At 69.8% G+C, this 16,490-nt stretch carries 15 protein-coding genes and 1 pseudogene; 11 read left to right on the top strand and 5 right to left on the bottom strand.

Features of this window, described 5'->3' with window-relative positions; translation table 11 throughout:
* The first annotated feature begins 67 nt into the window (after positions 1–67).
* Positions 68–796, top strand: coding sequence for a 3'-5' exonuclease (locus OHA88_RS13925; protein WP_327239620.1), 729 nt, complete (start codon positions 68–70; stop codon positions 794–796).
* Positions 797–803: 7 nt separating this feature from the next.
* Here OHA88_RS13925 and OHA88_RS13920 read toward each other — a convergent pair whose 3' ends face one another.
* Together OHA88_RS13920 and OHA88_RS13915 are read right to left on the bottom strand one after the other, a co-directional pair.
* Positions 804–2,432: a transposase gene (locus tag OHA88_RS13920; protein WP_328625755.1), complete on the bottom strand. Its 1,629-nt coding sequence runs from the start codon at positions 2,430–2,432 to the stop codon at positions 804–806.
* A 281-nt stretch (positions 2,433–2,713) separates the two neighbouring features.
* Entirely contained in the window at positions 2,714–3,580 is an 867-nt protein-coding gene (locus OHA88_RS13915) for a phosphotransferase enzyme family protein (protein WP_267000562.1), read from the bottom strand.
* 125 nt (positions 3,581–3,705) lie between these two features.
* Here OHA88_RS13915 and OHA88_RS13910 point away from each other — a divergent pair, with 125 nt between their 5' ends.
* From OHA88_RS13910 to OHA88_RS13885, 6 genes are all read left to right on the top strand, one after another.
* Entirely contained in the window at positions 3,706–4,674 is a 969-nt protein-coding gene (locus tag OHA88_RS13910) for a carbohydrate ABC transporter permease (RefSeq protein WP_328625754.1), read from the top strand.
* Positions 4,671–5,510: a carbohydrate ABC transporter permease gene (locus OHA88_RS13905; protein ID WP_328625753.1), complete on the top strand. Its 840-nt coding sequence runs from the start codon at positions 4,671–4,673 to the stop codon at positions 5,508–5,510. Before OHA88_RS13910 ends, OHA88_RS13905 begins: the two co-directional genes overlap by 4 nt.
* Positions 5,510–6,817 carry an ABC transporter substrate-binding protein gene (locus tag OHA88_RS13900; RefSeq protein WP_328625752.1) on the top strand — a complete coding sequence of 436 codons (1,308 nt, stop codon included), beginning with the start codon at positions 5,510–5,512 and terminating at the stop codon, positions 6,815–6,817. The genes OHA88_RS13905 and OHA88_RS13900 overlap by 1 nt, the downstream gene beginning before the upstream one ends.
* Before the next feature lie 264 nt (positions 6,818–7,081).
* Positions 7,082–8,284 (top strand): S8 family peptidase, encoded by a 1,203-nt coding sequence (locus OHA88_RS13895; RefSeq protein ID WP_267000554.1) that lies wholly within the window; start codon positions 7,082–7,084, stop codon positions 8,282–8,284.
* 88 nt (positions 8,285–8,372) lie between these two features.
* Positions 8,373–8,921, top strand: a complete 549-nt coding sequence (locus OHA88_RS13890; protein WP_328625751.1) for a DUF1697 domain-containing protein — start codon at positions 8,373–8,375, stop codon at positions 8,919–8,921.
* Positions 8,914–9,294, top strand: a complete 381-nt coding sequence (locus OHA88_RS13885; protein WP_267000550.1) for a nuclear transport factor 2 family protein — start codon at positions 8,914–8,916, stop codon at positions 9,292–9,294. Before OHA88_RS13890 ends, OHA88_RS13885 begins: the two co-directional genes overlap by 8 nt.
* A gap of 26 nt (positions 9,295–9,320) precedes the next feature.
* Here OHA88_RS13885 and OHA88_RS13880 read toward each other — a convergent pair whose 3' ends face one another.
* On the bottom strand, positions 9,321–10,160 hold the full coding sequence (locus tag OHA88_RS13880) for an ABC transporter ATP-binding protein (protein WP_328625750.1): 840 nt from the start codon (positions 10,158–10,160) through the stop codon (positions 9,321–9,323).
* A 14-nt stretch (positions 10,161–10,174) separates the two neighbouring features.
* Positions 10,175–10,459 (bottom strand): aldo/keto reductase, encoded by a 285-nt coding sequence (locus tag OHA88_RS13875; protein WP_267000546.1) that lies wholly within the window; start codon positions 10,457–10,459, stop codon positions 10,175–10,177.
* Between the two features lie 303 nt (positions 10,460–10,762).
* On the opposite strand from OHA88_RS13875, the pseudogene OHA88_RS13870 reads away from it, so the two are divergent.
* From OHA88_RS13870 to OHA88_RS13855, 4 genes and pseudogenes are all read left to right on the top strand, one after another.
* Positions 10,763–11,515 (top strand): annotated as a pseudogene (locus OHA88_RS13870) (ketopantoate reductase family protein); the annotation flags it as partial.
* 71 nt (positions 11,516–11,586) lie between these two features.
* Positions 11,587–12,171: a TIGR03086 family metal-binding protein gene (locus OHA88_RS13865; protein WP_267000542.1), complete on the top strand. Its 585-nt coding sequence runs from the start codon at positions 11,587–11,589 to the stop codon at positions 12,169–12,171.
* A gap of 68 nt (positions 12,172–12,239) precedes the next feature.
* Positions 12,240–12,872, top strand: a complete 633-nt coding sequence (locus OHA88_RS13860) for a mycothiol-dependent nitroreductase Rv2466c family protein (protein WP_267000540.1) — start codon at positions 12,240–12,242, stop codon at positions 12,870–12,872.
* A 158-nt stretch (positions 12,873–13,030) separates the two neighbouring features.
* Positions 13,031–15,652, top strand: coding sequence for a right-handed parallel beta-helix repeat-containing protein (locus tag OHA88_RS13855; protein ID WP_328625749.1), 2,622 nt, complete (start codon positions 13,031–13,033; stop codon positions 15,650–15,652).
* Between the two features lie 69 nt (positions 15,653–15,721).
* Here OHA88_RS13855 and OHA88_RS13850 read toward each other — a convergent pair whose 3' ends face one another.
* Positions 15,722–16,486 (bottom strand): sirohydrochlorin chelatase, encoded by a 765-nt coding sequence (locus OHA88_RS13850; RefSeq protein WP_328625748.1) that lies wholly within the window; start codon positions 16,484–16,486, stop codon positions 15,722–15,724.
* Positions 16,487–16,490 lie beyond the last annotated feature (4 nt).

The raw sequence follows: 16,490 nt of genomic DNA, 5'->3' as shown, positions 1-16,490 counted from the left end.
ACCGTTGTCAGTGGTGCATGGCAGGGTGGTCATCACCTGGGGGAGAGCACCACGAAGGAGGTACGGGATGAGCTGGCACCGGGAGGCGCTGGTCGGCTTCGACCTGGAGACGACGGGTACGGAGCCGCTGGAGGCCCGGATCGTGACGGCTGCGGTCGTCGGCGTCGACGGCAGGGACGGGGAGCCGGTGCGGCAGCGCACCTGGCTGGCGGATCCGGGGATCCGCATCCCCGCACAGGCCTCGGCGATCCACGGCATCAGCAGCGAGCGGGCGGCGGCGGAGGGGCGGCCGGCGCGCGAGGTGGCGGACGAGATCGCCGAGACGCTCGCGGGCTACTGGCGCCAGGGGGTGCCGGTCGTCGCGTACAACGCGGCCTTCGATCTGACGCTGCTGACGGCGGAGTTGCGCCGGCACGGACTGCCGTCGCTGAGCGACCGGCTCGACGGCGGCGGGATCGGTCCGGTCGTCGACCCGTACACGATCGATCGGGCGGTCGACCGCTACCGCAAGGGCAAGCGGACGCTGGAGGCGGTCTGCGTCGAGTACGGGGTGGTGCACGGCGGAGCCCATGACGCGGGCGCGGACGCGCTGGCCGCGGTGCGCGTGGCGTACGCGATAGCCGAACGGCACGGCTCGGTGGCCGCGCTGACGGCGGCCGAACTGCACGAGCGTCAGATCACCTGGTACGCGGACTGGGCGTCCGGCTTCCAGTCCTTCCTGCGCCGCAAGGGCACCCCGGACGCAGTGATCGACCCCCACTGGCCCGTACGGGAACCGGCGCAGATCACCACCTGAACCGTTCCTAACCAGTGTGCATGAGTGAGTCTTGGACCCACTGCTGCGTACTGGGCGCATCCCGAACGGTGTTGGATGCACTGGGTTCCCGCTTTCGCTTCCCGCTCGGCGACGGCCCTCCAGGGGGCCGGTCCGTGGTGGGTGGGCGGGTTTCCTCACGCCCCCGGGAGCCTGGTCCGGCCTGGACGGTCCGATGCCCCGCACGATCGCTCCGGTCGTGTGGGGGCGGTGCCGTCCGCCGCCGGATCGGGTGTCCGAGGGCGCGTCTCCCGATCGCGATACCCGCGGCATCGTGACGGGACATCGTGCGGTGCGGGGTGGCCAGCGGTTCTTGCCAATGCTGGGCGCCCCACTGGGAGGTGTATGCGGGGTCGACCGCGACAATGCTCAGGCCGTGTTCGGCGGCCATGGAGACCAGCCGGGCCTTGAGCTTACCGGTGGGGATACCGGAGATGAGCTGCCGGAACTGCTTCCGGCGGCCGTGCTTCTCGCGGGTCTTCTCGTTGGTGAAGTCGAGGTCTTCGATGCCGATCGCGGCGACACCGACACGCCTGGCCCAGTTGATTAACCGAGTGAGGGCGTGGCGGATCTGTGCGTCTCGGTGACCGGCCGAACCGGACAGGTCGTAGGGGAAACGGTGCGGCTCGCCGATGGGGTTGCCGTGGACGTCGAGCCGGTAGGCGGCGAAGTGGTCGGCGTTGGTGTCCACGCCGATCATGCCCCGGGCGCGGGCGGTCTCCAACGGGATGGTCTGCACGGCGGGGCGTTGCCAGGAGGCCGTGAGGTACCAACGTCCGCGCTCCGTATCGAGGTGGATGCGGTAGGCCACGGCCCGGTTCGCTTCGATGCGGTCGGCCCACTCCGCACCCCGGTGCGCGAACCCGATACGGGCGGTGAGGATGTACCGGCCGTGCTTGGCGTTGGCCAGGTGCGCGAGCGGGGCAGGCAGTCTGATGCTGACCTCGCCGTCCGGGGTGACGCGGATCGTCTCGTTCCCGAACCGCTTCCCCGACTCACCATCGGCAGCGATGAACCAGCGTGACGCCTCCCACCGATCCCGCCACTGCTCCTCGGTGAGGTGGGCCTGGGTGAGATGGTGGCGGGTGTTGAGGAGACGTCTGCCGCCCCGCACCACCCGGACCTGTCCGGCTTGCCAGTCGGCGACAGCGGCATCGTGCCGGTCTTCCAGTGCCGCGAGGCGGCGGGATTTGCGGAACCACTCGTTCTTCGACCGGTAGCCGCCCGCGGCCCGCTTCGTTCCGGGCGCCCCGATTGGGAGGGACAGGCGGTGCCGCAGCGTCTTGATCCCGGCTGCCAGCTTCTGGATGTGCGCCACTTGGCAACGGCGTGCGAGCGCCCACTGGTCGTGTGTGGCCTTGGTGATCGCACCTGCGATCCGTGACGACGACACCCCGGTCAGCTCCCGCTTACGCGCCGCCCAGGTGTCCGCACCGTGCTCGAGACCATCCGCACAGCGGGCCTTGAGATCGCGGGAAGCCAGCGCACCCTGATGGTCACCGACCGCACGCAGCACCATCTCGTCCTGGGGCGTGAGGTGTTTGAGGCGGTCCCGGACCGCCACCCCGCAAGGACCGGGCACCACGAAGGAGACCGTCAGTCTCCGCAAACCACCCACCACATCACCCCCCGGTCGGACACCTGCCACCCAGCCCAACGAGCAACAGTCACCAAGGTCACCCATTCGACCCCAGAACCACCGTTCCCACGCCCGCGAACAACCCGACAGACTCACTGCCGCTCACCACCACTCACTTCAGCTCAGCAAACCGACAGCAGCTCACACCCCACCCGCAAACCCGAGCCCGCCCGCAGACCCGAGTCCGTGGTCCTCCATGCCCTGGAGGTCATAGGGGAGATTGAGGACAAAGCGGCCGTCGGACGACCCCGGCACAACCGCTAGAACGGATACCACCGCACCTCGGGGTCGCCGTCACGCAAGGACGCAACCCTGCGCCGGAACTCCGCGAGCGCCTTCGGGTTGCCCGGCGCATGCTGCGAGACCCACGCACAGCTGGCCGTCTCCCGGGCCCCGCGCAGCACCGCACAGCCGTCCCACTCCCGGACGTCCCAGCCGTACGCTGCGGTGAACGCGTCGTACGCCTCCGCCGCCAGCCCGTACCGGTCGCGGGACAGCGCAAGGACCACCAGATCGTGCTCCCGCAGATCCGCGGAGAACGTCTCGAGGTCCACCAGTACCGGCCCGTCCGGACCGACATGCACGTTGCGCGGCAGTGCGTCACCATGGATCGGCCCCGGCGGCAGATGCGGCACCAACGCGGCCGCGGCCGCGGCGAACCCGTCCCGCCGCTCCCGCAGATATGCGGCGTCGGCCGGATCGATCGCGTCGCCCGCGATCCGCAGCCACCGCTCCACCCCACCCAGCAGCTCCCGCCGCGGCAGCGCCAGTCCGTCCGGGGCGGGCAGTGCGTGGACCAGGGTGAGCAGCGGCGCCAGATCCCGCGGCTCGGCGGGGCGCACCGCGTCGGGGAGCCGGTGCCAGACCGTCACAGGGTGTCCTTCGACAAGCCGCGCCTCCGGCTCCGCCGCCCGCACGGCGGGAATGCCCGAAGCGGCGAGCCACTGCGCGACGGCCACCTCGCGCTCGGCCCGGCTGCGCAGTTCCGGGTTCTGTACGGCGTCCCGGCCGACCTTGACCACCAGGTCGCCGACGGCGAACACCGCGTTCTCGCCCAGCGCGATCAGCTCGGTGTCGCCGGAGAGTCCGGCAGCGGTCAGCACCTCGCGCGCACGCATCTCGTTCATGGTCCGATTTTCGCATCCGTGCACGCCACCTTGACGAACCGACGACCCGTCAGCACCATGGCGGGGGCCACCTGAGCGGCCGGAACTGGGTGAAAGCGATCCAATGACGCAAGGGGGTCGAATTCATGACGTTGGCGAATGCAACCGTACAGTCCGGACAGCACGGTCCACCCGGCAGTCCGCTGTCCCGACGGGGCAGACAGGGCAGACAGGCTCCGCTGATCAACCGGAATGCCGGCACCTGGTTCCTGGTGCTGCCCGCCCTGATCCCGATCCTGATCCTCAGCGTCGGCCCCCTGCTCTACGGCGTCGCCCTGGCGTTCACCGATGCCCAGTCCGGCCGCACCCGGTCCACCCAGTGGGTCGGCGGGCTGAACTTCCAGGACCTGCTTCACGACACCCTGTTCTGGGACTCGTTCCGGATCGGCCTCGTCTGGGCGGTCGGCGTCACCGTCCCGCAGTTCCTGCTCGCGCTGGGCCTCGCCCTCCTGCTCAACCAGAACCTGCGGATGCGCTGGCTGGCGCGGGCCCTCGCGATCATCCCCTGGGCCATGCCCGAAGTCGTCGTCGGCATCATGTGGCGGCTCGTCTACAACCCGGACGCGGGCGTCCTCAACGAGATCATCCGCGATCTCGGGTTCGGTGACGGCCGGGACTGGCTGACCGGACTGGCCACCGCACTGCCCGCCGTGATCGTCGTAGGTGTCTGGGCGGGCATGCCGCAGACCACTGTCGCGCTCCTGGCCGGGCTCCAGAACACCCCGCACGAACTCCACGAAGCGGCCGCCCTGGACGGCGCGGGCGCCTGGCGCCGGTTCCGTACCGTCACCTGGCCGGCTCTGAGACCGGTCGCGCTCGCCATCACCGCCCTCAATTTCATCTGGAACTTCAACTCGTTCGCCCTGGTCTACGTCCTGACCAACGGCGGCCCCGGTGGCCGGACCAGGCTGCCGATGCTCTTCGCCTACGAGGAGGCCTTCCGCTACGGCCAGTTCGGCTACGCCGCGGCGATGGGCTGTGTGATGGTCGCGGTGATCTCCGTCGTCCTCGCCCTCCATCTCGTCGGCCGGCTCAGGGGAGGCGAGGACCGGTGAGCCTCCGTACCAGCAGATCCGCCCGCACCGGACAGTACGTCGCGCTCCTGGGCTACCTCGTCTTCCTGGCGTTCCCGTTCCTCTGGCTGATCTCCACGGCCTTCAAGCCGGCCCGCGAACTGGGTTCCCTGCACCCCACCTGGATCCCCGAGCATCCGACCCTGGACAACTTCCGGCAGGCCTTCGACGAGCAGCCGCTGCTCCAGGCCGCAGCCAACTCACTGGTCGCCGCACTGTCCGCCGCCCTGATCGCCGTCGTCATCGCGACGCCCATGGCCTATGTGATGGCCCGGCATCGCACCAGGCTCTCGGCGGCCGCCACCGGCTGGGTCGTGGTCAGCCAGGCGTTCCCCTTCGTGCTGCTGATCATTCCGCTCTTCCTGATTCTCAAGAATCTGCATCTGATCAACTCCCTGTGGGGGCTGATCATGGTGTACGTCGTCTGGGCGCTGCCGTTCGCGCTGTGGATGCTGGTCGGCTACGTCCGTGCCGTACCGCCCGAACTCGAAGAGGCCGCCTCGGTCGACGGCGCGAGCCGGCTGCGGACGCTCGTCTCGGTCACCATCCCGCTGCTGGCCCCAGGAATCGTCGCCACCGCACTCTTCGCGTTCATCACCGCATGGAACGAGTTCTTCTTCGCACTCGTCCTGCTCAAGACACCGGAGAAGCAGACCTTGCCGGTCGTACTCACCCACTTCCTCGGCGCGGAGGGCGCGGCCGAACTCGGGCCGCTCGCCGCCGCCGCTTTCCTCGCCACCCTGCCCTCCCTCGTCCTCTTCGCGGTCATCCAGCGCCGGATCACCGGTGGCATGCTCGCCGGGGCGGTGAAGAGCTGATGCGTCCACCGGTACGGACGGCGGCCGCCGCGGCCACCGCGCTGGCCCTGCTGCTCACCGGCTGCAGCGGTGGCGGGGGCGGAACGGACACCAACGGGAAGATCGAACTGCGCTTCCAGTCGCTGGCCTGGCAGAAGGAGTCCGTCGACGCCAACAAGCAGCTGGTCAAGGAGTGGAACGCCACCCACCCCGACATCCAGGTCGAGTACGTGCAGGGCAGCTGGGACAGCGTCCACGACCAACTGCTCACCTCCTTCGAGGGCGACGAGGCTCCGGACGTCATCCACGACGCCTCCGACGACCTCGCCGACTTCGCGTACGGCGGCTATCTCGCCGATCTGCGTGCCCTCCTGCCCGACCGGCTGACCGCCGACATCCCGGAGCAGAGCTGGCGGACCACGACCTTCGGCGACGGTGTCTACGGGGTGCCGTTCCTGCAGGAGCCCCGGGTCCTGATCGCCAACACCAAGATCCTCAAGGCCTCCGGCGTCCGTATCCCGACCCCGGCGAACCCGTGGAGCTGGGACGAATTCCGGCAGGTCACCAAGGAGCTGACGGGCAAGGGGAAGGGGAAGGCGACGTACGGCATCGCCTGGCCGCTGAAGGAACCCGTCTCCGTCACCCTCAACCTCGGCCTCTCCAGCGGCGGACAGCTCTTCCACCGCGGCGCCGACGGCAAGGTGACCATCCGCCTCGACGAAGGCGACCAGGTGGTCCCCGGCACCATCCGCGACCAGGTCGACACCGACCACAGCGCTGCCCGCACCGCGCTCGGCATGGGCGGCTCCGACACCCTCCCCGGGCTGTTCGGTGGGCGGTACGCGATGGTCCCGCTTGGGTTCTCGTACCGTCAGCAGGTCGTCGAGCAGGCCCCCGAGGGCTTCGAATGGAAGGTGTTGCCCGCCCCGGCCGGCAGCGACGGGCTCGCCCAGGGCGTGAGCCCGCAGACCCTCTCCGTCGCCGAGTCCAGCCCGCACAAGAAGGCGGCCGCGCAGTTCATCGACTTCCTGCTGCGTCCGCCGAACATGGTGCGCCTGGCAGAAGGCGACTGGATGCTGCCGACCGGCACGGCCGCGCTCGCGGACCCGGCCCTGCACACCACCGAGAACGGCTGGGCGACCGGCGCAGCCCTGGCGAAGGGGTTGCGCTCGGCGCCCGCCCAGTCGGTGCGCGGATACCCCGAGTGGAAGGACAAGGTCGCCACGCCCGCGCTGCAGGAGTACTACAGCGGGGCGATCGGCCGGGACGAGCTGAACAGGCGCCTGGTCGACGACGGGAACCGGGTACTGGCCCGCTACCAGCGCTGAGGCCCGGCGGACCGACCGAGGTCCTTCTCCACTGTGCGTCCCACGCACGTGCAACGCCCCATACGTGTGTGGGGCGTTGGGGCCGGTCGCCCGACTTGACCATCGCTGGCCGATTTCTTATTACGAAACCTTGTTGAGTAAGTCACAGCTGCATGAAGGGGTTGATCTGAGCGTGTCAATCGGCGAGGGTTTCGAGCCAGCCCCCGGAGATCTTCCGCCCGAGGGTCAATCCCCCCACAAACAATGCCGAGGAGACCCCTCTTCATGGCCATGCACAAGCGCACATCCCGGACCAAGCTGACCGCGGCGATCACCGCGGCGGCCGCAGCTGCCGGAGTCACCCTGCTGGGCACGTCCTACGCCGGAGCCGCACCCGCTCCCGCGATGGGGACGGTCTACGGTGCGGACGCGGCGACCGCCGTCTCGGGCAGCTACATCGTGATGCTGGACCAGAAGGCCGACAAGGCGAAGCTCGCCAAGGAGTACGGCGGCAAGCTGAAGCGCACCTACAGCTCCGCCATCAACGGCTTCTCCGCCAGCGGCCTTTCGCAGGCCGAGGCCAAGCAGCTCGCGGCCGACCCGGCCGTCTCCAAGGTCGTCCAGAACAAGAAGTTCCACATCGACGCCACCCAGGACAACCCGCCGTCGTGGGGTCTCGACCGGATCGACCAGACCGGGACCGCCGGCGACCATGCGTACACCTACCCGGACAGCGCGGGCGAAGGCGTCACGGCGTATGTCATCGACACCGGTGTCCGCGTCACGCACAAGGAGTTCGAGGGCCGGGCGAGCTCGGGCTTCGACGCCGTGGACAACGACGACAGCGCGGATGACGGCAACGGCCACGGGACGCACGTGGCCGGCACCATAGCCGGTGCGACGTTCGGCGTCGCCAAGAAGGCGAAGATCGTCGCCGTCCGGGTCCTGGACGACTCCGGCTCGGGCACCACCGAGCAGGTCGTCGCCGGCATCGACTGGGTCACCGCGCACCACGAGGGTCCGTCCGTCGCCAACATGAGCCTCGGCGGCAGTGCCGACCCGGCTCTCGACGCCGCGGTCCAGAAGGCCATCGCCTCCGGAGTCACCTTCGCGGTGGCCGCAGGAAACGAGTCCGCCGACGCGAGCGAGGGCTCCCCGGCCCGCGTCCCGGAGGCCATCACGGTCGCCTCGTCCACGGTGGACGACGAGCAGTCGTCGTTCTCCAACTACGGCCCGGTCGTGGACATCTACGCCCCGGGTTCGGACATCACCTCGTCCTGGAACGACAGCGACGACGCGACGAACACCATCTCCGGTACGTCCATGGCGACTCCGCACGTCGTCGGTGCCGCCGCCGTCTACCTTGCCGGACACCCGGACGCCACCCCGGCGGAGGTCGCCACGGCCCTCACCGACGGCGCCACCCCCGACGCGATCTCCAATGCGACCGAGGGAACGCCGAACAAGCTGCTGAAGATCGTCGAGTAGCGGCCACCACCGAGACGGCGGCCGCCGCGCTCTCCCCCCCGGGGCGCGGCGGCCGCACACCCCCGGCGGATCGTCCTATGGTGTGGCCATGACCACCAGGTACGCGGCGCTGTTGCGCGGGATCAATGTGAGCGGCCACAAGAAGGTCCCGATGGCCGAACTCCGCACACTCCTCACGGAGCTGGGCCATGCGGATGTCCGTACGTACCTGCAGAGCGGCAATGCCGTCTTCAGCAGCGCGTCGGTTGACCAGGACGCGCTCACCGCACAGCTGGAGCAGGCCATCGAGGAACGCTTCGGCTTCGCCGTCCCGTGTCTGATCCGGAACGGCCCTTATCTCGCATCGGTCGCCGAGGCCTGCCCGTTCCCGGCCGCCGCCCTCGAGGGCAAGCAGCTGCACGTCACCTACTTCGACCGGCCGGTGGACGCCACACGCTTCGCGGCGATCGACGCCGACGCCTTCCGCCCGGAGGAGTTCCGGCTCGGCGACCGTGCGCTCTACCTCTATGCCCCCGACGGACTGGGCCGTTCCAAGCTTGCCGAGGCGCTCCACCGCCCTTCCCTCACCAAGGGCCTCACCGCCACCACACGTAACTGGAACACCGTCGCCAAACTCGTGGAGATGACGCGTGACTGAGCCGCCGCCCGGCGTGGCCGCCGCCGTCGAGGGCGAACTCAGACTCCTCGACCCGCTGGTGCGCTGCTCCGCCGATCTCCTCGTCCAGGTGTTGCACCCGGAGTTCCGCGAGATCGACACCGCCGGCCGCTTCTGGGACCGCGACGCGACCATCGCCTCGCTGACCGCGGACGAGGCCCCACGGCCCGGACAGCTCACCGCGTCACGGATGCGCGGTGTCCAGCTCGCCGACGAACTCGTCCATCTGACCTTCGACTCCGAGTACAAGGGGCTCAGGGCTCACCGCAGTTCACTGTGGCGGCTGACCGGGCGCGGCTGGCTCCTCTACTTCCACCAGGCCACGTCGTTCAGCGCCGAACCGTCCGACGGCTGACGGCGTCCGACGGCGGTCGACTGCCGTCAGCCGCGCGTGACGCGCTGCGCCCGCGCCGTCCACCGGCCGTCCGTACGGGCGATCCGCACCGGATGTCCGAAGCAGTCACTGACCTGAGCCGTGGTCAGCACCTCGTCGGCCGGACCCGAGGCCACACACCGCCCCGCCCGAAGCAGCATCGCATGCGTGGTGGAGGCGGGCAGTTCCTCGAGATGGTGCGTGACCAGGACAGTCGCCAGCTCGGGGTGTTCCTGGCGCAAGGTGTCCAGGGCGTCCAGCAGCTGCTCGCGGGCAGCGAGATCCAGACCGGTGGCCGGCTCGTCGAGAAGCAGCAGCCGCGGCTGCGGCATCAGAGCGCGGGCGATGAGCGTACGGCCCCGCTCGCCCTGCGAGAGCGACGGCCAGCGCGATCCGGTCCTGCCCTGCATGCCCAGCATCTTCAGCAGCCGGCCGGCCTGTTCCTGTTGCTCGGCGCTCGCGGACCAACGCGGTACCGGCTCGACCGAGTTGGTCAGACCGGTGAGCACCACCTCGCGCACCGACAGCGGGGAACGCAGCGGATGACGCGGGTTGACGTGCCCCAGCAGGGTCCGCAGCTCCCGCAGGTCGACCCGTCCGATCGTGCGTCCCAGGACTTCCACCGATCCGTGGGTGGGGTAGGTGACCGCGCCGAGCAGCCCGAGCAGCGTGCTCTTTCCGGCACCGTTGGCGCCGAGCAGGGCCCAGTGCTCACCGCTGCGCACGGTCATCGAGACCGAGTCGAGCAGGACGTTGCCGTCCCGGACGAGCCGGACCCCGTCGGCCCGGATCACCGGCACCGGGGCCGCGGAGACAGAGGTGGTGAGGGCGGCGGCGGTGGTGGTCATGGGCGGGTACTCCTTCATGCGGGCGCGAGCGCTTCCAGGCGACTCATGTTCTCGGCGGACGGCCGGATCTCCGCAGCCCCGAGGGCCTCCGCCGGATGGTTGGGCGAACCCAGGCCCGGCGTCGGGCACAGTGCGGGGGAGCGGTGCAGCAGCCAGGCGAGGGCGATCTGCCCGCGGGTGGCACCGTGCCGTTCGGCGATCCCGGCGGGCGCCTCGGCGACGTCAAAGGTCGGGGCGCCGTCGGCCGGCGGGAACCAGGGCGGAGAAGCGAGGCCATGGATCTGGCAGAGCTTCAGCACCGGGTCCGACGCACGGTCGAGGAGAAGCGGTTCTGCACCGAGGCGATCCCGGTCGGGGAGAGAGCCTGCTCCAGCTGGTCGGCGGTGAGGGTGTGTCCGGACCGATGAACCGGATCCTACCTTCCTGCCTCAGCGCATCCCGAGCGCCCAGCTGGTCGGCCATGGGCACATCCGGGTCGGCCGGTGCAGCCGGTGGAGATCGACCCCGGTGGGCGGCCCTCGACACGTCCGCCTCCCCGCATAGGATTTGACCGCCATATGTGACACGCGGCCGCACCGAACGGAGCCGGGATGCGCCGCACCGCCGCACTCGACGCCTGGAGCATCAGGCCGGTGGCGGGCGGCGGTACCGCGGGCGAGCGGCTGCCGCTGATCTGCGCGCAGAACGGCGTGGAGAGCGAACGTCTCGCGCTGCGCCGCTTCCGGCATGTGTACGGCATGTGCGTCTGGCTGCCCGCCACCTTCGTCGAACCCGGCCAGGTGTCCGCGGCCGGAACGCCGCTGACCGGCATCCTGCACCTGGGGCGCTATCCCACCGGGACCGACGAGACGGCCCGGCTGATCGCCGCCGACCTGGAGAAGTCGAAGCTGCTCGCCCCGGTCGTGCCGGACGTGATGCGCTGGAAGTACGGCAAGCTGCTCTCCAACCTCGCCAACGCGATCGAGGCCGTCACCGGCCTGCTCACCGGAGAGGAGGCCGTCGCCCTGTTCAAGCGGGCGTTCGCCGAGGGCCGGGCCGTGCTGGCGGCCGCCGGTATCGACGCGGTCGGCCAGGAGGAACAGACGAAGGCGCGCGGCGACCGGATCCGCTTCGAGCCGTTCGACGGCTCCCCGCGCGGCGCCGGTTCGTCCTGGCAGAGCCTCAGTCGGGGTACGGGCACCATCGAGGCCGACTATCTCAACGGTGAGATCGTGCTGCTCGGCCGGGAGCACGGGGTGCCCACACCGGTCAATGACGTACTCCAGCGCACCGCGAATGCCTTCGCGCGGGAGCGCCGGGAGCCCGGATCGATGTCGGTGGCCGAACTCACCGCACTGATCGACGCGGCCTCCTGACCGGGCCGGAAACCCGGCCGCTGTCGCTTTTCTTCAATACCCGCGCCAGCGGCCGCTCTAGCGTGCTGTGCATGAAGAACGAGCACGCTCACCTGACCGAATGTGCCGCCGAGGCGGCCCGTATCGCCCGCGCCGTCCGCGCCGAACAGTTGGACGCCTCCGCCACGCCCTGCGGCGACTGGGACGTGCGCGGGCTGATCAACCACTGGGTGCTCTACACCTCGTACGGCCTGGAGCACCGCGCCCTGCGCAAGGATCTTCCCGACGAGCTCACCACCCGTGACTTCACCGCGGATGCCGACTGGGCGGAGAAGTACGCGGCGCAACTGGACCGCGCCGTCGCCGCCTGGTCGGACCCGGCGGTCTGGGAGGGGGAGATCGACCTCGGAGGTTCGACGTCCCCGGCGTCCGAGATCGCCGCCATGCTCATCGAGGAGACGGCCCTGCACAGCTGGGACGTGGCTCGGGCAACCGGGCAGGAGTTCCGGCTCTCCGACGCGGCGGCAGCCTTCGTCCTCGATGTCGTCGACGGCTCCGCGGCGCTCTACCGGCAGTACGACGGCTTCGCCGACGAGGTCCCGGTGTCCGATTCGGCGCCGGTGTTCGAACGGGCGCTGGCCCACAGCGGACGCGATCCGCACTGGACCGCCACCTGAAAGTGGCCCAGTCACACGAGCGGTGAATGGCCCGCGGTTGTACGCCAATGTCTGGATAGGCTCGACGCATGACCACTCACCGCACCCCGGCCACGGGCAGGACCGCCGTCGACTTCTACTTCGACCCGGCCTGCCCGTTCGCCTGGATCACCTCCCGCTGGATGCTGGAGGTGGAGCAGCAGCGCGACATCGAACTCCGTTTCCACGTCATGAGTCTCTTCCTGCACAACGTCGGCAATGAACTCCCCGACTGGTACCGGGAACTGGTCGACAGGTCGATCGGCCCGGTACGGGTCGCGGTCGCCGCTGCCGCGGACCACGGCGACGGTGTGCTCCGCGAGCTCTACACCGCCCTGGGAACCCGTATCCACGTACAGAAGAACGAGGACTTCGACGAGGTGGTCGCCCAGGCGCTCGCCGAAGTGGGCCTGCCCGACGGGCTTGCCGGGGCCGCGCACTCCACGGCGTACGACGAGGCGCTGCGCCGCAGCCACGACGCGGGCAAGGACCCGGAGGCCGACGCTTATGTCGGCACTCCCACCATCCATGTCGACGGCGGCGTCTGGTTCGGCCCGGTTCTCAACTCCGTCCCGCGCGGCGAGGAGGCGGCCAGGCTGTTCGACAGCCTGCGTGTGATGGCCGGCTACCCGGACTTCTTCGAGCTCAAGCGCACCCGCACGGGCAGTCTCGACTTCAGCTGACAGTCGCCCCCTCTCCCGGGCGTTTGGTGTGATTGATCCGATGACTCCGGTGAAAGTGAGTGCCTCGGGGCGGCAATCCTGCAAGTTTCGTTGACCGTTGCACGTAAACCCTCCTACCTTTCTCGTGCCTGACGAGACTGATTTCCAAGGGAGGGAAGATGCTCGCACCCCGAAGAGCCGCGCTTGTAGCGGCTCTCTCCGCGGCCCTGGCGCTCGGCGTCCCCGGCAGCTCGACCGCGGCCGTAACCGACTCGGCCGACGTGCACTCCGCAGATGTGTATGTGTCCCCCATGGGTGACGACCACGCGCAGGGCATCGCCCGTCACCCCGTCAAGACCCTTCAGCGGGCGCGTGATCTGGCGCGTGCGAGGGCCGCGCGTGCAGATGGCGACCTCACCGTCCATCTCGCGTCCGGTACGTACCGGACGGAGAAGCCGCTCGTCCTCGACGCTCGGGACTCGGGCCGCGACGGCCACCGGATCATCTGGCAGGGGACCGGATCCACGGTCATCAGCGGCGGCCGCAAGGTCGAAGGCTGGAGGCCGGTCCGTGGGCGTCCCGGGCTCTATTCGGCGCCCGCGCCCCAAGGGCTCGCCGAAACCCGGCAGTTGTATGTCGACGGCGTGCGCGCCCAGCGCGCACGTGGCGAGGTGCCCGTCGGGCTGACGGTCACACCCACCGGGTACACCACAACCGCGGACACCCTCGCGCACTGGCGCCACCCGTCCGACGCCGAATTCGTCTACTCCAGCGGCGAGGAACTCTGGAACGTCGAACGCAACGGCCTCGGTCAGTGGACCGAACCGCGCTGCCGGATCGCCGAGGCCGAGGGCACCACCCTCACCATGGTCCAGCCGTGCTGGGACAACTCCAACAAGCGTGTGGAGTTCCCTGACATCCCGGGCCGCTCCGTCTCCATGGTCGGCCCCGGCCATCTCACCAATGACGGCAAGGCTTCGTACATCGAGAACGCCTACGAGCTCCTGGACCAGCCGGGCGAGTGGTACCTCGACCGCTCGGCCCGCACCGTCTACTACCTGCCGCGCAAGGGCGAGGACCTGCACCGTGCGGACGTCGAGGCGGCCTCGGCCGAGAAACTCGTCGACGGCCGTGGCACCGCTGAGGCACCCGTCCACGATGTCGCTTTCCGCGGGCTGCAGTTCAGCTATGCGACCTGGCTGACCCCCTCACGACCCGAGGGATTCTCCGAGATCCAGGCCGGCTACACCATCACCGGGCCCACCGGCTGGGCCACTCAAGGACTGTGCGGGTTCGTCGAAGGCGGTACCTGTCCGTTCGCCTCCTGGACCAAGATGCCGGGCAATGTCTCCTTCACGTACGGGAAGCGCATCGAATTCAGCGACAGCATCTTCACGCATCTCGGCGCCGCCGGGCTCGAACTCGGTACGGGCACGGCCGACAGCCGGGTCAGTGGCAGCATCTTCACCGACATCTCGGGCAACGGTCTGGAGGTCGGCGGTGTGGACGGCCAAACCCCCACCAGTGGAGTCGAGGTGACGAACAACCATCTCTACGGGCTGCCCCGTGAGTACCACGGGTCGGTCGGCATCCTCAACGGCTACACCCAGCACAACACCATCGCGCACAACCAGCTCGACCATCTCGGCTACAGCGCGATATCCATGGGCTGGGGAGGCTGGCCCGACAAGATCGGCTCGCCCGCGACGCCCAACCCCAGCCATGACAACGCTGTGAGCGACAACCTCATCTTCGACTACATGCAGATGTTCGACGACGGTGGTGGCATCTACACCCAGGGCATGACCGGCACATCGCTCGCCGACGGTGAGAAGGTCACCGGCAATGTCATCCACGACCAGTGGGGCCTGGGCAAGAGCGTCTACACCGACAACGGCTGCACCTACGAGACCGTCGAGGGCAATGTGCTGTACGGAGCTTCGTACGCCAATGTCGCCAGCCGCCACACCGACTACCGCGACATGCTCGGCAACAACGACCCGACGCTCATCAAGGACAACTGGTGGGAGGAGGGCACGAGCGACGGCGACAACAAGGGGCTGGTGACCACCGGCAACCGCATCATGACGTCCCCCGCCGACGTTCCCGCATCGATCATCGAGAACGCGGGACTGGAGCCCGCGTACGAAGGGATTCTCGAGCGCGGCACCGGGGCGCTCTCCGTACCCGAGGCACCGTCCCGGGTCGGCACCAGCACGGCGGGGGCGGACGCCCTGTACGCCACCTTCAACCCCAGCTTCGTGGAAGGCGGTTCACCGGTTCTCGGCTACACCGCGCACGCCCTGCGGCCGGACGGGACGGAGGCAGCTGCGGCGACCGCCTCGGCCGCCGACTACAAGCGGCTGGCCTACATCCGGATCGGCGGGCTCCCCGAGGCCGACGGCCCCTTCACCGTCACCGTCACCGCCGCCAATGCGCAGGGCTCCAGCGCCGCGTCCCTCCCCTCTGCCGCGCTCCGGCCGACTGCGGCCACGGTGCCGTCCGACGCCCCCTCCGCGCCGAAGCTGCGTACCGCGGCCACCGCCGCGACTGTCGCCTGGACGCCGCCCAAGAACATGGGTGACGCCAAGGTGATCGGCTACCGGCTGACGCTCTCCGACGGCCGGACCATCGAGGTCACCGGGCGGGACGCCCTGGTCGGTCAGCCCTCGGCCAAGGGCATGTTCCGGGTGATCGGCGGGCTGACCCCCAGCACCGCGTACACGGTCACGGTCGCCGCGGTCACCGCGGCGGGCGTCGGACCGGCTGTCACGGTCAAGGCGACGACCAAGGCCGGGTAGACCGAACCGGCCGGGCGCCGCGCAGCCGGCGCTGCGCCCGGCCGCAGCCGATCGGAGGCAAGGGCCCGGTCAGGCGGTGAGCGCCGCCACGCGCGGCACACACGCCTCGTCGTAGCGCCGCAGCAGCAGCCTTGCCAACTCCGGTGAAGGGCCGAGTACGTCGGCCAGTACGTCCGCCCCCGCCCCCCGGGCACCCGCAGCGATACGGTCCGGGAGGCGGCCGGGCGCGATGACGTACGGCGCCACCGCCACCCGGCGCACGCCCTCGGCCCGCAGGGCCCGTACCGCGTCCTCGGTGCGGGGGAACCCCGCGGGAGATGCAGCGGAGGCGAACGCAGGCCGCACGGAACACCAACCGGTGTGCCGCAGCTCCCGCGCGATTTCAGCGATCACTGCGATCGCCTCCGGGTCTGTGGAGCCCGCCGAGGCCAGGACGAGCCCGGTCGAGCTTCTGTCGCCGGGACGGACCCCGGCTTCGTACAGGCGCTGTTCCAGTGCGGAGTTCAGCAGCGGGGACGGGCCGAGTACTTCGGCCTGTCGGATGTGCAGTTGCGGCAGTCCGGTCCGGGCCTTGTGCAGCACCGCCGGGATGTCGGACTTGGCGTGGAAGGCCCGGGTGAGGAGCAGGGGGAGCGCGACGACGTCCCTCGCTCCGTCCGTGGCCAGCCGCTGAAGGACCTGCGGCACCGACGGGGCGTTGAAGTCGAGGAAGCCGGTCTCCACCCGCAGCCCCGGCCGCAGCGACCGGACCCGCGCGGTGAGCGCGTGCACGGTCGCCGCGTGCCGCGGATCGCGGCTGCCGTGGGCGATGACGAGGAGAACGGGGGAAGCCATGACA

Origin of the sequence: Streptomyces sp. NBC_00353, from assembly GCF_036108815.1 — a bacterium.
Lineage (GTDB): Bacteria > Actinomycetota > Actinomycetes > Streptomycetales > Streptomycetaceae > Streptomyces.
The sequence above is the reverse complement of the archived record's forward strand: the minus strand, read 5'-3'. Positions and strand labels throughout refer to the sequence as shown.

What these genes read in the sequence shown, in the direction of transcription:
- OHA88_RS13900 (WP_328625752.1), top strand. Translation starts at nt 5,510, where the DNA reads ATGCGTCCACCGGTACGGACGGCGGCCGCCGCGGCCACCGCGCTGGCC.
- OHA88_RS13895 (WP_267000554.1), top strand. Translation starts at nt 7,082, where the DNA reads ATGGCCATGCACAAGCGCACATCCCGGACCAAGCTGACCGCGGCGATC.
- OHA88_RS13850 (WP_328625748.1), bottom strand. Translation starts at nt 16,486, where the DNA reads ATGGCTTCCCCCGTTCTCCTCGTCATCGCCCACGGCAGCCGCGATCCG.
- OHA88_RS13865 (WP_267000542.1), top strand. Translation starts at nt 11,587, where the DNA reads ATGAAGAACGAGCACGCTCACCTGACCGAATGTGCCGCCGAGGCGGCC.
- OHA88_RS13910 (WP_328625754.1), top strand. Translation starts at nt 3,706, where the DNA reads ATGACGTTGGCGAATGCAACCGTACAGTCCGGACAGCACGGTCCACCC.
- OHA88_RS13915 (WP_267000562.1), bottom strand. Translation starts at nt 3,580, where the DNA reads ATGAACGAGATGCGTGCGCGCGAGGTGCTGACCGCTGCCGGACTCTCC.
- OHA88_RS13890 (WP_328625751.1), top strand. Translation starts at nt 8,373, where the DNA reads ATGACCACCAGGTACGCGGCGCTGTTGCGCGGGATCAATGTGAGCGGC.
- OHA88_RS13855 (WP_328625749.1), top strand. Translation starts at nt 13,031, where the DNA reads ATGCTCGCACCCCGAAGAGCCGCGCTTGTAGCGGCTCTCTCCGCGGCC.
- OHA88_RS13860 (WP_267000540.1), top strand. Translation starts at nt 12,240, where the DNA reads ATGACCACTCACCGCACCCCGGCCACGGGCAGGACCGCCGTCGACTTC.
- OHA88_RS13880 (WP_328625750.1), bottom strand. Translation starts at nt 10,160, where the DNA reads ATGACCACCACCGCCGCCGCCCTCACCACCTCTGTCTCCGCGGCCCCG.
- OHA88_RS13925 (WP_327239620.1), top strand. Translation starts at nt 68, where the DNA reads ATGAGCTGGCACCGGGAGGCGCTGGTCGGCTTCGACCTGGAGACGACG.